The 13,994-nt window shown below is 62.9% G+C and carries 10 protein-coding genes and 2 rRNA genes; 2 read left to right on the top strand and 10 right to left on the bottom strand.

The genetic code is table 11. The features are described from left to right. The first annotated feature begins 35 nt into the window (after nucleotides 1–35). On the top strand, nucleotides 36–1,340 hold the full coding sequence (gene phoR, locus A6723_RS04835; protein ID WP_054910045.1) for a phosphate regulon sensor histidine kinase PhoR: 1,305 nt from the start codon (nucleotides 36–38) through the stop codon (nucleotides 1,338–1,340). Nucleotides 1,341–1,432: 92 nt separating this feature from the next. Further along, a complete protein-coding gene (locus A6723_RS04840) occupies nucleotides 1,433–2,773 on the top strand; it encodes a hemolysin family protein (protein ID WP_054910044.1) in 1,341 nt (446 codons plus the stop codon). Between the two features lie 141 nt (nucleotides 2,774–2,914). Here A6723_RS04840 and A6723_RS04845 read toward each other — a convergent pair whose 3' ends face one another. From A6723_RS04845 to A6723_RS04890, 10 genes are all read right to left on the bottom strand, one after another. Beyond that, complete coding sequence (locus A6723_RS04845) at nucleotides 2,915–3,814, bottom strand: peptidoglycan DD-metalloendopeptidase family protein (protein ID WP_054910043.1); 900 nt, start codon at nucleotides 3,812–3,814, stop codon at nucleotides 2,915–2,917. A 123-nt stretch (nucleotides 3,815–3,937) separates the two neighbouring features. Further along, nucleotides 3,938–4,837 carry a response regulator gene (locus A6723_RS04850; RefSeq protein WP_054910042.1) on the bottom strand — a complete coding sequence of 300 codons (900 nt, stop codon included), beginning with the start codon at nucleotides 4,835–4,837 and terminating at the stop codon, nucleotides 3,938–3,940. A gap of 133 nt (nucleotides 4,838–4,970) precedes the next feature. Then, entirely contained in the window at nucleotides 4,971–5,714 is a 744-nt protein-coding gene (gene phoU / locus A6723_RS04855; protein WP_054910041.1) for a phosphate signaling complex protein PhoU, read from the bottom strand. An 85-nt stretch (nucleotides 5,715–5,799) separates the two neighbouring features. Continuing rightward, nucleotides 5,800–6,636 carry a phosphate ABC transporter ATP-binding protein PstB gene (gene pstB, locus A6723_RS04860; RefSeq protein WP_054910040.1) on the bottom strand — a complete coding sequence of 279 codons (837 nt, stop codon included), beginning with the start codon at nucleotides 6,634–6,636 and terminating at the stop codon, nucleotides 5,800–5,802. Between the two features lie 52 nt (nucleotides 6,637–6,688). Next, entirely contained in the window at nucleotides 6,689–8,365 is a 1,677-nt protein-coding gene (pstA, locus tag A6723_RS04865) for a phosphate ABC transporter permease PstA (RefSeq protein WP_054910039.1), read from the bottom strand. 24 nt (nucleotides 8,366–8,389) lie between these two features. Continuing rightward, nucleotides 8,390–10,423, bottom strand: coding sequence for an ABC transporter permease subunit (locus A6723_RS04870; protein WP_139092901.1), 2,034 nt, complete (start codon nucleotides 10,421–10,423; stop codon nucleotides 8,390–8,392). Nucleotides 10,424–10,818: 395 nt separating this feature from the next. Continuing rightward, on the bottom strand, nucleotides 10,819–11,790 hold the full coding sequence (locus A6723_RS04875; protein ID WP_054910037.1) for a phosphate ABC transporter substrate-binding protein PstS: 972 nt from the start codon (nucleotides 11,788–11,790) through the stop codon (nucleotides 10,819–10,821). Nucleotides 11,791–12,024: 234 nt separating this feature from the next. Continuing rightward, nucleotides 12,025–12,258 (bottom strand): hypothetical protein, encoded by a 234-nt coding sequence (locus tag A6723_RS04880; protein ID WP_054910036.1) that lies wholly within the window; start codon nucleotides 12,256–12,258, stop codon nucleotides 12,025–12,027. A gap of 76 nt (nucleotides 12,259–12,334) precedes the next feature. Continuing rightward, nucleotides 12,335–12,450: ribosomal RNA gene (rrf, locus tag A6723_RS04885) — 5S ribosomal RNA — on the bottom strand. 134 nt (nucleotides 12,451–12,584) lie between these two features. Then, a 23S ribosomal RNA gene (locus A6723_RS04890) occupies nucleotides 12,585–13,994 on the bottom strand; the annotation flags it as partial.

The raw sequence follows: 13,994 nt of genomic DNA on the forward strand, positions 1-13,994 counted from the left end.
GCTAATCATCTGGCGGGCACAAGGAACGGAATTTCGTGACCCAGAACTGGAGTGGCGTGCTGATACGCCACCTGCTGCTAGTCGTAGTCGCCGGCGCCCTGCTCGGCCTGATCACCGGCCAGTACGGCTGGGCGATCGCCGTGGCGCTGGGCGCCTACCTCGGTTGGTCGACCTGGCAGCTGCTGCGCCTGCACAAGTGGCTGAAGAACCACCAGCCCGATGAAGCCCCGCCCGATGGCTACGGCCTGTGGGGCGAGGTGTTCGACAGCATCTACCACCTGCAGCGGCGCAACCAGAGGGCCCGCGGGCGCCTGCAGGCGGTGATCGACCGCATGCAGGAATCCACCGCGGCGCTGCGCGACGGCATGATCCTGCTCGACCGCGATGGCAACCTGGAATGGTGGAACCAGTCCGCCGAGCGCCTGCTGGGGCTCAAGAGCCCGCAGGACGGCGGCCAACCGGTCACCAACCTGGTGCGCCACCCGCGCTTCAAGGAATACTTCGAAGGCGAGGATTACCGCGAGCCGCTGGAGCTTTCCTCCCCCATCAGCGACAACCTGCGCCTGCAGTTCCACATCACCCTGTACGGCGCCGGCGAACACCTGATGCTGGTCCGCGACGTGACCCGCGTCCACCAGCTGGAACAGATGCGCAAGGACTTCGTCGCCAACGTCTCCCACGAGCTGCGCACGCCCTTGACGGTGATCGCCGGCTACCTGGAGACGCTGCTCGACAACGTCGAGGACGTGAACCCGCGCTGGACCCGCGCCCTGCAGCAGATGCAGCAGCAGGCCGGGCGCATGCAGAACCTGCTCAATGACCTGCTCCTGCTGGCCAAGCTGGAAGCCACCGACTACCCGGCGGACAACAAGCCGGTGGCGGTGGACCTGATGCTGCTGTCGATCCGCAACGACGCCCAGGCGCTGTCCGGCGCGCGCAATCACCGCATCAGCCTGGAGGCCGACTCGAAGCTGAAACTCAAGGGCAGCGAGGCGGAACTGCGCAGCGCCTTCTCCAACCTGGTGTTCAACGCCGTGAAGTACACCCCCGACGAAGGCGAGATCCGCATCCGCTGGTGGGGCGACGAACAGGGCGCGCACCTGGCCGTGCAGGACAGCGGCATCGGCATCGATCCCAAGCACCTGCCGCGCCTGACCGAGCGCTTCTACCGCGTCGACTCCAGCCGCAACGCCAGCACCGGCGGCACCGGCCTGGGCCTGGCCATCGTCAAGCACGTCCTGCTGCGCCATCGCAGTACCCTGGACATCAGCAGTGTCCCGGGCAAAGGCAGCAGCTTCACCTGTCACTTTCCGCCGCAACAGGTCGAGAGCCGCGCATAGCTGCGCGCCATTTCGACTCTTGCATGAGCGGGCTTGCCAGCCGGGCCCGCTGAACCGCATTCTTGTCCGTCCATTTGCAAACCAACAGAACCATGGACCCTTCCCCTAGTAGCAACTTCCTCACTTATTTCGCCGATTTCGGCCTGATCCTGTTCGCCCTGTTCCTCGTCGTGCTCAACGGCTTCTTCGTCGCCGCCGAGTTCGCCATGGTCAAGCTGCGCTCCACCCGCGTGGAGACCATCGCCAACCAGCACGGCTGGCGCGGCACCATCCTGCGCAAGGTGCACAACCAGCTCGACGCCTATCTCTCCGCCTGCCAGCTGGGCATCACCCTGGCGTCACTGGGCCTGGGCTGGGTCGGCGAGCCGGCCTTCGCCGAGCTGCTGGAGCCGCTGCTGGCCGCGATTGGCGTGCACTCCGAGGAAGTCATCCGCGGCGTGTCGTTCTTCACCGCGTTCTTCATCATTTCCTACCTGCACATCGTGGTCGGCGAGCTCGCGCCCAAGTCCTGGGCGATCCGCAAGCCGGAGCTGCTGTCGCTGTGGACCGCGGTGCCGCTCTATCTCTTCTACTGGGCCATGTACCCGGCCATCTGGCTGCTCAACGCCAGTGCCAACGCCATCCTCAAGATCGCCGGGCAAGGCGAGCCGGGACCGCACCACGAGCACCACTACAGCCGTGATGAGCTCAAGCTGATCCTGCACTCCAGCCGTGCCCACGACCCCAGCGACCAGGGCATGCGCGTGCTGGCTTCGGCAGTGGAGCTGGGCGAGCTGGAAGTCGCCGACTGGGCCAACTCCCGCGAGGACCTGGTCTACCTCGAGCGCACGGCGCCGCTGGACGACATCCTCGCCACCATTCGCCGCCACAAGTACAGCCGCTACCCGGTGTACGACAGCGAGAAGAACGAGTTCATCGGCCTGCTGCACATCAAGGACCTGCTGCTGGCCCTGGCCACGCTGGACAGCCTGCCGGAGTCCTTCGATCTCGATGAGCTGACCCATCCGCTGGAAATGGTCACCAAGCATCTGCCGCTGGCCCGCCTGCTGGAGCAGTTCCGCCAGGGCGGCTCGCACTTCGCGCTGGTGGAGGAAGCCGACCACAAGGTCGTCGGCTACCTGACCATGGAAGATGTGCTGGAAGTGCTGGTCGGCGATATCCAGGACGAACACCGCAAGGCCGAGCGCGGCATCGTCGCCTACCAGCCCGGCAAGCTGCTGGTGCGTGGCGATACCCCGCTGTTCAAGCTGGAGCGCCTGCTGGGCATCGACCTGGATCACATCGAGGCCGACACCCTCGCCGGCCTCGTCTACGACACGCTCAAGCGCGTGCCGGAGGAAGAGGAAGTTCTGGATACCGAAGGCCTGCGCATCATCGTGAAGAAGATGAAGGGCCCGAAGATCGTCCTCGCCAAGGTGGTGAAGCTGGACTGACAGTTCCGCCTATGAAAAAAGGCAGCCCGCGGGCTGCCTTTTTCTTTTCTGTAGGAGCGAGCTTGCTCGCGAAACCGCCCAACCTCAGTGGAGCCGGCCAGTTCTATTCGCGAACAAGCTCGCTCCTGCAAGAGCCGAACCTTAGTTACCCTTGACCACCGCAAAATTGGGCAGCGTGTCCACCGGCTGGGAGAAGTCATAGGGAATCGACTCCAACGCCAGGCCGACGTTGCGCTGCACCACGAAGTGCAGATGCGGGCCGCTGCTGTTACCGGTGTTGCCCGACTGCGCCAGCGGCGTGCCGGTACCGACGCGCTGGCCTTCGCGCACCAGCACCGAACCCCGCATGAGGTGCAGGTACACGCCCATGGTGCCGTCGTCATGCAGCACCCGCACGAAGTTGCCGGAAGGATTCTTGCCGCGGCCGTCCTGGCCATTCTCGACCTTCACCACGGTACCGCCACGCGCCGCAACGATGGGCGTGCCTACCGGCATGGCGATGTCCATGGCGTAGCGGCCCTTGGGCGTGAAGTGGCTGTAGCGGCCATTGGCGCCCTGGGTCAGGCGGAATGGCCCGCCGACCCACGGCAAAGCGTACTGGTAGGACAAGGGCGTCGGGCGCGGGTCACCCAGCGCGTAGCGCAGCTTGGGCTTGTAGCGCAGCGGCCTGGCGGGGTCGAGCGGAGCCAGGGTAGCGAGACGGATCGAGCTGCGCGGCGCCAGCACCCAGCGGATCGGCCGCTCCGGCGCGCCCACGGCGTTCTGCACGCCGGTCACGCTCAGCTCCACCTCCACCGGCGCATATAGATCGTTGCGCACCTGGAGCGTCTCGCCGCCAGCGTGCTTCTTCGTCTCCAGTTTCACCTGTTCCTCCAGGTGCTCGACCATGCGATCGCGGAAGACGAACACGGCCGCACCCGCCACGGCTTTATCCGTGTAGGTGACCACGCCGTTGGCGTCGGTGTACTTGTAGATGGTCACGGCCGAAGCCGTCCCGGAAGCGGCCAATAGACCGCACAGGAGGATACTGCGCCCTAGCATCTCGACTCTGGTTATAGGTATTGCGACGCTGGCAAGACTAGCAGTGCAGGCCCGGCGCCGCGACCTGCCGCCGGTCGGCCTGTGAAGCAGTACTACCCACCGGCCGGCCCATTTGTAACCGAATCAGGCGCCGGGCACGTAATGCTTCTGGGTGCTGCCACGGGCGATCAGGCGCGACAGGTAGTCGAGCTTCTGTGGATCACGGTCGACGAAACGGAAGGTCAGTTGCAGCCACTCGCTGTCCGGCTTGGGCTCCAGCGCCGCCACGGCGTGCAGGTAGCCGTTGAGGCGAGCGATGTCGCTGTCTTCCTCCAGGTCGAGCACGGCGCTTTCCAGCACCTGCGGCAGCGGCGTGCCGCGCTTCACCACCAGCAACGCTTCCTTGAGGCTCAGCGCCTTGATGACGCAGGGAAGGTTCGCCGAAGGCAGGCGCAGTTGCCCCTGCTGGCCCTTGGCGCCACTGCGCGCGGCGGGAGCAGCCGCTGTCGGTGCCGCAGCAGCCGGAGCCGGGCGTGGCGCAGTGGGTGCCGCCGGCGGGCGAACGACTTCGGCCTTGCCACCGGTAAGGGCGGCCAGGGAGTCGTTGGGCATCGAGCCGACCAGGCTGCGCTGCGGTGCCTGCGCCGCCAGGGCTTCCAGCTTGCCGGCGCGCGACAGCGCCTTCTTCACCTTGCTCACCAATTGATCGTTGGAGAACGGCTTGCCGATGAAGTCGGAGACGCCGGCCTGGATGGCCTGCACCACGTTGTCCTTGTCGCCACGGCTGGTGACCATGATGAAGGGTGTGGTCTTCAGGCTGTCCTGCTCGCGGCACCAGGTGAGCAACTCGATCCCGGAGAGCTCGGGCATTTCCCAGTCGCAGAGGATCAGGTCCACCGGTTGGCGCGCAAGGAACTGCTGGGCCTTGCGGCCGTTGACCGCCTCTTCGATCTGCAGACCGGGGAAATGGTCCCGCAGCCCCTTCTTCACCAGGTCACGGATGAACGGAGCGTCATCCACCACCAGCACACTGACTTTGCCCATCGGCATCTCCCGCAAACGATAGGGCGAAGAATAGCCTTGCCGGGTGGCTACGTGCCATTGGTGCGGGACCGCCCGGCCATAAAATGACGAACCCGGCGCAAGGGCCGGGTTCGTTCTGGCACGGGCGTCTGGCTTATTCGGCCTTGTCGGCCTTGGCAGCGGTGCCCTGCACTTCTTCCTTCATGCGGGTCAGGCCGATGTGGCGGACATCGGTGCCGCGCACCAGGTAGATCACCAGTTCAGCAATGTTGCGGGCGTGGTCGCCGATGCGCTCCAGCGAACGCAGGGCCCAGATGACGTTGAGCACACGGGAGATGGCGCGCGGGTCTTCCATCATGTAGGTGACCAGCTCGCGCAGGGCGGTCTTGTATTCGCGGTCGACGGTCTTGTCGTACTGCGCCACCGACAGCGCGAGGTCCGCGTCGAAACGGGCAAAGGCGTCCAGCGCCTCCTGCACCATCTTGCGCACCTGGTTGCCGATGTGGCGCACCTCGACGTAGCCGCGCGGCGACTCGCCCTCTTCGCACAGCTGGATGGCGCGACGGGCGATCTTCGAGGCTTCGTCGCCGATGCGCTCCAGATCGATCACCGACTTGGAGATGCTGATGATCAGGCGCAGGTCGGAGGCGGCCGGCTGGCGGCGGGCGAGGATGCGCAGGCATTCCTCGTCGATGTTGCGCTCCATCTGGTTGATCTGGTCGTCGATCTCGCGCACCTGCTGGGCGAGGCCGGAGTCGGCGTCGATCAGCGCGTTGACCGCGTCGTTGACCTGCTTCTCCACCAGGCCGCCCATGGCCAGCAGATGGCTGCGCACATCTTCCAGTTCGGCATTGAACTGCTGCGAGATGTGGTGGGTGAGGCTTTCTTTGTTGATCATGTTCGCTCCGCGAAAGCCGCAGGCTCCGGGCCGCTGGCTTGTGATGTTCTCCGGGAAGTTCTAGCGCGCACGCGATACCGCGAAACTAGCCGTAGCGACCGGTGATGTAGTCTTCGGTCTGCTTCTTGGCCGGGTTGGTGAACAGGGTATCGGTATCGCCGAACTCGATCAGCTTGCCCATGTACATGAACGCCGTGTAGTCGGAGACGCGCGCGGCCTGCTGCATGTTGTGGGTCACGATGACGATGGTGAACTTGGATTTCAGCTCGTAGATCAGCTCTTCGATCTTCAGGGTGGAGATCGGGTCCAGTGCCGAGCAGGGTTCGTCGAGCAGCAGGACTTCCGGCTCCACGGCGATGGTACGGGCGATGACCAGACGCTGTTGCTGACCACCGGAGAGACCGAGGGCGGACTCGTGCAGGCGATCCTTTACCTCGTCCCACAGCGCGGCGCCCTTGAGCGCCCACTCGACGGCTTCATCGAGCACGCGCTTCTTGTTGATGCCCTGGATGCGCAGGCCGTACACCACGTTCTCGTAGATGCTCTTGGGGAACGGGTTGGGCTTCTGGAACACCATGCCGACACGGCGGCGCAGTTCGGCGACGTCGACGTTCTTGGCGAAGATGTTGTGGCCGTCCAGGCGGATCTCGCCCTTCACGTTGCAGCCGTCGACCAGGTCGTTCATGCGGTTGAAGCAGCGCAGCAGGGTGGACTTGCCGCAACCGGACGGGCCGATGAAAGCGGTTACGCGCTGCTTGGGGATGTTCATGCTGACGTCGAACAGCGCCTGCTTCTCGCCGTAGAACAGGCTCAGGCCGGGCACTTCGAGGGCGACGGTCTCGCTTTCCAGATTCATGCCGTGGCGGTCGCCGCGACCGAGCGCGCCAATGTCGATGCCGTGGGATGAGGTTTCATGTTGCATGTTCAGTCTCCTTGGGAGGCTTGGCGGCGGGCCTTGCCCGCCGCCTGCAGAATCAGTTTTCCAGCGCCTTGTACTTTTCGCGCAGGCGGTTACGAATGGCGATGGCCGAGAAGTTCAGCAGGGCGATCACCATCACCAGCAGCAACGCGGTGGCGTATACCAGCGGGCGTGCAGCCTCGACGTTGGGGCTCTGGAAGCCGACGTCATAGATGTGGAAGCCCAGGTGCATGATCTTCTGGTCCAGGTGCACATAGGGGTAGTTGCCATCCACCGGCAGCGCCGGAGCCAGCTTCACCACGCCTACCAGCATCAGCGGTGCCACTTCACCCGCGGCGCGGGCCACAGCGAGGATCAGGCCGGTCATCATCGCCGGGCTGGCCATCGGCAGGACCACTTTCCACAGGGTCTCGGCCTTGGTCGCGCCCAGGGCCAGCGAACCTTCACGGGTGGCACGCGGAATACGTGCGAGGCCTTCCTCGGTGGCCACGATCACCACCGGCACCGCGAGGATAGCCAGGGTCAGCGAGGCCCAGAACAGGCCCGGCGTGCCAAAGGTCGGCGCCGGCAGGGCCTCGGGGAAGAACATTCGGTCGAGCGAGCCGCCCAGCACGTAGACGAAGAAGCCCAGCCCGAACACGCCGTAGACGATCGCCGGAACGCCCGCGAGGTTGTTCACCGCGATGCGGATGATCCGGGTCAGCAGGCCCTGGCGAGCGTACTCGCGCAGGTAGACCGCAGCGATTACACCGAACGGGGTGACGATCACGGCCATCACCAGGGTCATCATCACGGTGCCGAAGATGGCCGGGAAGATACCGCCCTCGGTGTTGGCTTCACGCGGGTCGTCACTGAGGAATTCCCACAGTTTCTTGAAGTAGAAGCTCAGCTTGGTGACGACGCCCATCTGGTTGGGCTGGTAGGCGTGCACCAGCTTGCCGAGGCTGATCTCGGTTTCCTTGCCGGAGGCATCGCGCATGACGATGCTGTCGCGGTTGAACTCCTGATGCAGGCCGTTGAGCTGCTCTTCCAGCACCTTGTACTGGGCGTTCAGCTCGGCGCGGCCGGCGGCGATGTCGGCCTCGGCGGTGGCATCCAGCTTGTTGTTCAGCTGCAGGCCACGTTCCTTCAGGCGCAGGCGCTCCAGGCCATGGTTGATGCCACCGATGTCCTTCTTCTCCAGCTGGTACAGCTTGGAGTAGAGCTCATCGACGCGCTTGAGCCGGGTCTGCAACTCGGCCATGGCGCCGGGACCTTCGGCAACGACCTTGCCGTTTTCCTTGACGCTGAGCAGGTAGCCGTAGAAGTTGCCCCACTCGCGGCGCTCCAGGGTCACCAGCTCGGCCGGGTGATGGCGGTCGGTCAGCCACTCGCCGATCACCCAGGAGAAGTCGCTGCCATACAGGTCACGGTTGCCCAGCTTGAGCAGTTCGCGGGTCATGAACTCCGGACCGTTGTCCGGCACCGGCAGGCCGGCACCGCGCAGGCGCGCACGCGGTACCTGCTCGACTTGCACTTCCTCGCCGATCAGGGTCTTGGGCGCTTCACCGGGGACGCTGTACGTCGCCTCGATCACGTCCGCCGGCCAGAAGTGGCCGAGACCGCGCACGGCGATCACGGCGAGCAGGCCGATGGTCATGATCACGGCGATGGACACCGCACCCGCGTTCATCCACACCCAGGGAGAACCGCTGGCGAACCACGCTTTGACGGATTCCTGTTTCTGTTTCACGGAACTAGCCTCGTCGGGCGGCGCTTAGAGCGACGCGTATTTCTTGCGCAGGCGCTGACGGATCAGCTCTGCCAGGGTGTTCATCACGAAGGTGAAGGACAGCAGTACCAGTGCCGAAAGGAACAGCACGCGGTAGTGAGTCCCGCCCACCTCCGATTCGGGCATTTCCACCGCGACGTTCGCCGCCAGCGTTCGCATGCCCTGGAAGATGTTCACGTCCATGACCGGGGTGTTGCCGGTGGCCATCAGCACGATCATGGTCTCGCCCACGGCGCGGCCCATGCCGATCATCAGCGCGGAGAAGATGCCCGGGCTGGCGGTCAGGATCACCACGCGGGTCAGCGTCTGCCAGGGCGTGGCGCCCAGGGCCAGGGAGCCGTAGGTCAGGCTGCGCGGCACGCTGAAGATGGCGTCTTCGGCGATGGAGAAGATGTTCGGAATCACCGCGAAGCCCATGGCCAGGCCGACTACCAGGGCGTTGCGCTGGTCGTAGGTGATGCCCAGGTCGTGGCTGATCCACAGGCGCATGTCGCCGCCGAAGAACATGGTCTCCAGGTGCGGGCTCATCCACAGGGCGAAAGCGCCGGTGGCGAGGACCACGGGGATCAGGATGGCCGCCTCCCAGCCGGCCGGCAGGCTCAGGCGGATGCGCTCGGGCAGTCGGCTCCAGATCAGGCCGGCGGCGAGGATGCCCAGGGGCGTGAGCAGCAGCAGGCTGAAGATGCCCGGCAGGTGGCCTTCGACGTAGGGCGCGAGGAACAGGCCGGCGAAGAAGCCGAGGATCACGGTCGGCAGCGCTTCCATCAGCTCGATCACCGGTTTGACCTTGCGGCGCATGCCCGGAGCCATGAAGTAGGCGGTGTAGACGGCAGCGGCGATGGCCAGCGGCGCGGCGAGGATCATTGCGTAGAACGCGGCCTTCAGCGTACCGAAGGTCAGCGGCGACAGGCTCAGCTTGGGCTCGAAGTCGGTGGTCGCGGCAGTGGACTGCCAGACGTAGGACGGCTTGTCGTAGCTCTCGTACCAGACCTTGCCCCACAGCGCGCTGAAGGACACTTCCGGGTGCGGGTTGCTCAGGCTGAAGCGGCGCAGTTCGCCACCCTGCTCGACGATCAGACGGTTGGCGCGCGGCGACAGGGCCATCGGGCCGGCGGACGGGGCGACGTTCTCCACCAGCAGCGTGCGGTGCGCGGTGCTGTGGAAGATGCCCAGGTTGCCTTGCTTGTCGAGGGCCAGGAAGCCCTTGCGGCGCTGCTCCGGCGCGATGCTGGAGATCGGCTGGTCGCCCAGCTTGAAGTCACGCACGTGAGACAGGCGCGGCTCGCCATCTTCACCACGAGCCATGAACCACTGGCCGATGCCGCCCTTGGAGTCGCCGACCATCAGCGAGATGCCACCCAGCAGTTGGCTGCTGGCAGTCACTTCGGCGGAAGCGTCATCCAGCAGCTTGTAGCGGCCGTTGAGCTGGTGGGTATTCAGGTTGAAGACGTCGGCCTGGGCGCGGCCATTGAGTACATAGAGCCACTGCTTGCGCGGGTCCATGTAGATGGCTTTCACCGGGTCGGCGATCTGCGGCAGGTTGATGCGCTCTTCCTGCAGGGTGCTTTCGCCAGTCAGCATGTTTTCCTGCTGGGTCAGGCCGAGCAGGAGCATCTCGCTGCCGGTGGACGCGGCCAGCAACAGGCTGTCATCACCCGAGACGATCGCCACGTGCTCCAGCGGACGGCCCTGGGGATCCAGGTTCATCGCGGCTTCGCCATAGGGATAGTCGATGTGCGGAGTGATGGTCTTCTTGTTGTCCGGGTAGGTGACCTTGTAGTTGTGCTTGAACACCAGCACCTGACCGTTGGACAGGCCCAGCGCGACGGTCGGGTGACCCGGCTGGTCCTCGGCGATGGAGGTCACACTGGTGCCGGCAGGCAGCTTCAGCGCAACGCGGTCCATCTCGTCGCCTTTCTTGGCGTCGAAGAACACCACCTCGCCGTTAGCGGCGACGCGCATGCCCACCATGTTCTGCTCTTCGATGCTCAGCAGCAGCGGCGCCTGGGCCGTCTTCAGCCAGGCGGGAGCCAGGGGTTCGCGGGTCTCCAGCTCGGCGCCGCGGAACAGCGGCAGCACGACGTAGGCGAGGTAGAAGAAAATCAGGGTAATGGCAGCCAGTACGGCAAGACCGCCGACCAGAACGTACCAACGGGTCAGTCGATCCTTCAGCGCCCGGATACGGCGCTTGCGCTGCAGGGCAGGTGTATTGAAATCAATCCGCTCGGGGAGAGAAGAAGTCATCGGGGAGTTGGCCATGTCGTTCATGGAGTGACACCCTAGCGGCCCTATATGACAGAAAGATGACATGGAAGTGACGCGACAAAGCCCACCAGCAGAGCCATGCTGGCGGGCTCGGTCGAGTATGCGTCAGCCCATGCCGGGCGGGGATCTCCGCCCGGTTTGAAGGCTGATTACAGACCCAGGTCCTTGATCGCTTTTTCGGCGACTTTGGACGGCAGCGGGATGTAGCCGTCTTTCACGACAACCTGCTGGCCGGTCTTGGAGAGCACCATCTTCAGGAACTGGGCTTCCAGCGGGTTCAGCGGCTTGTTCGGCGCCTTGTTGACGTAGACGTAGAGGAAGCGCGACAGCGGGTAGCTACCGTTCAGGGCATTCGCCTCGTTGTCTTCGATGAACTCGCCGCCTTCTTTCTTGGCCAGGGCAACGGTCTTCACGCTAGCGGTCTTGTAACCGATACCGGAATAACCAACGCCGTTCAGGGACTGGCTGACCGACTGCACCACGGAAGCCGAACCCGGCTGCTCGTTCACGTTCGGCTTATAGTCGCCTTTGCACAGGGCTTCTTCCTTGAAGTAGCCGTAGGTGCCGGAGACGGAGTTACGACCGAACAGCTGGACGGGTTTGTTGGCCCAGTCGCCGGTCAGGCCCAGGTCGCCCCAGGTCTTCACTTCCGACTTGCCGCCACACAGGCGGGTGGAGGAGAAGATGGCGTCGACCTGTTGCATGGTCAGGCCTTTGATGGGGTTGTCCTTGTGCACGAAGATGGCCAGGGCGTCCACGGCAACCGGAACAGCGGTCGGCTTGTAACCGTACTTCTGCTCGAAGGCCTGCAGTTCCACGTCCTTCATCTTGCGGCTCATCGGGCCCAGGTTGGCGGTGCCTTCGGTCAGAGCCGGCGGCGCGGTGGAGGAACCGGCGGCCTGGATCTGCACGTTCACGTTCGGGTACAGGCGCTTGTACTCTTCCGCCCACATGGTCATCAGGTTGGCCAGAGTGTCGGAACCGACGCTCGACAGGTTACCCGACACACCGCTGGCTTTCTGGTAGTCCGGCAGAGCCGGATCGATCGCGGCCACCGCACTGGCGGTGCCTACGCCTGCGGCGACAAAAGTCAGGGCCGCCATCAAACGCTTGAGTTTCATGCCTTGCTCCTTAAGGAGAATGGGGTTGGATGGAACGGGGGCCAGTATCGTGAGGCCGCATGAAGACTCTATGACGAGAATGTGACAGTTGGATGAAGTGCCATCAGTGCTGCAGCAGGGGTTTTGTAACAGCAAGAATGGCGCCTTCCGAATGGCGAAAATCGCGCTGAAACGGCTGTTCTAGAGCGCCTATTGTCGAGTCTATCCCGACGACTCGCAGGCCCATCGCGGGGCTCATCCGACCATGATCATCGCGGCGATGAAGCACCCCATACACACCAGATACGGCAGCAGGAGCCATTTATAGATGCCGTGCCGGCGTCCAAGAAAGAAGCCGAAGCCTGGGATGATCAATGCGAGCAGCGCAGTTGGTCCCGCTCGTGTGAGCAGAAGGAAGAAGGCGAGCAACTGGCCGACGCTGAGGCTCAGAACGCCCAGCAGAATGAGGGTTGAAATCAACGTTTCCATGTCGAGCGGCGACCTTTTTCACGCGCAAAAGCAAAACCCCCGGCCAGCGAAGCTGACCAGGGGTCTTGGGATAGGAGCTTGACGATGACCTACTCTCACATGGAGAAACTCCACACTACCATCGGCGATGCGTCGTTTCACTACTGAGTTCGGGATGGGATCAGGTGGTTCCAACGCTCTATGGTCGTCAAGCAATTCTTTATGGACGCTCGTGGCAGTTGCACACGCTCATCCAGATTCGGGTATGTGACAGGTATTTGCGGTTCACACGAACTTTCGGTTCGTTACGTCTTCACCGTACAACACGCAAATTGTTTGGGTGTTATATGGTCAAGCCTCACGGGCAATTAGTATCGGTTAGCTCAACGCCTCACAGCGCTTACACACCCGACCTATCAACGTCGTAGTCTTCGACGGCCCTTTAGGGGAATCAAGTTCCCAGTGAGATCTCATCTTGAGGCTAGTTTCCCGCTTAGATGCTTTCAGCGGTTATCTATTCCGAACATAGCTACCCGGCAATGCCACTGGCGTGACAACCGGAACACCAGAGGTTCGTCCACTCCGGTCCTCTCGTACTAGGAGCAGCCCCTCTCAAATCTCAAACGTCCACGGCAGATAGGGACCGAACTGTCTCACGACGTTCTAAACCCAGCTCGCGTACCACTTTAAATGGCGAACAGCCATACCCTTGGGACCGGCTTCAGCCCCAGGATGTGATGAGCCGACATCGAGGTGCCAAACACCGCCGTCGATATGAACTCTTGGGCGGTATCAGCCTGTTATCCCCGGAGTACCTTTTATCCGTTGAGCGATGGCCCTTCCATACAGAACCACCGGATCACTAAGACCTACTTTCGTACCTGCTCGACGTGTCTGTCTCGCAGTCAAGCGCGCTTTTGCCTTTATACTCTACGACCGATTTCCGACCGGTCTGAGCGCACCTTCGTACTCCTCCGTTACTCTTTAGGAGGAGACCGCCCCAGTCAAACTGCCCACCATACACTGTCCTCGATCCGGATAACGGACCAGAGTTAGAACCTCAAGCATGCCAGGGTGGTATTTCAAGGATGGCTCCACGCAGACTGGCGTCCACGCTTCAAAGCCTCCCACCTATCCTACACAAGCAGGCTCAAAGTCCAGTGCAAAGCTACAGTAAAGGTTCACGGGGTCTTTCCGTCTAGCCGCGGATACACTGCATCTTCACAGCGATTTCAATTTCACTGAGTCTCGGGTGGAGACAGCGCCGCCATCGTTACGCCATTCGTGCAGGTCGGAACTTACCCGACAAGGAATTTCGCTACCTTAGGACCGTTATAGTTACGGCCGCCGTTTACCGGGGCTTCGATCAAGAGCTTCGCTTTCGCTAACCCCATCAATTAACCTTCCGGCACCGGGCAGGCGTCACACCCTATACGTCCACTTTCGTGTTTGCAGAGTGCTGTGTTTTTAATAAACAGTCGCAGCGGCCTGGTATCTTCGACCGGCATGGGCTTACGGAGTAAATCCTTAACCCTCGCCGGCGCACCTTCTCCCGAAGTTACGGTGCCATTTTGCCTAGTTCCTTCACCCGAGTTCTCTCAAGCGCCTTGGTATTCTCTACCCAACCACCTGTGTCGGTTTGGGGTACGGTTCCTAGTTACCTGAAGCTTAGAAGCTTTTCCTGGAAGCATGGCATCAACCACTTCATCATCTGAAAGATGACTCGTCATCAGCTCTCGGCATTAAGACCCCGGATT

This window comes from Pseudomonas sp. AU11447, assembly GCF_001672555.2.
GTDB lineage: Bacteria > Pseudomonadota > Gammaproteobacteria > Pseudomonadales > Pseudomonadaceae > Pseudomonas > Pseudomonas nitroreducens.

Excerpts from the sequence above, each read along its gene's own strand:
- A6723_RS04875 (WP_054910037.1), bottom strand. The coding sequence starts at position 11,790 with ATGAAACTCAAGCGTTTGATGGCGGCCCTGACTTTTGTCGCCGCAGGC.
- A6723_RS04880 (WP_054910036.1), bottom strand. The coding sequence starts at position 12,258 with ATGGAAACGTTGATTTCAACCCTCATTCTGCTGGGCGTTCTGAGCCTC.
- A6723_RS04840 (WP_054910044.1), top strand. The coding sequence starts at position 1,433 with ATGGACCCTTCCCCTAGTAGCAACTTCCTCACTTATTTCGCCGATTTC.
- A6723_RS04850 (WP_054910042.1), bottom strand. The coding sequence starts at position 4,837 with ATGGGCAAAGTCAGTGTGCTGGTGGTGGATGACGCTCCGTTCATCCGT.
- phoU (WP_054910041.1), bottom strand. The coding sequence starts at position 5,714 with ATGATCAACAAAGAAAGCCTCACCCACCACATCTCGCAGCAGTTCAAT.
- A6723_RS04845 (WP_054910043.1), bottom strand. The coding sequence starts at position 3,814 with ATGCTAGGGCGCAGTATCCTCCTGTGCGGTCTATTGGCCGCTTCCGGG.
- pstB (WP_054910040.1), bottom strand. The coding sequence starts at position 6,636 with ATGCAACATGAAACCTCATCCCACGGCATCGACATTGGCGCGCTCGGT.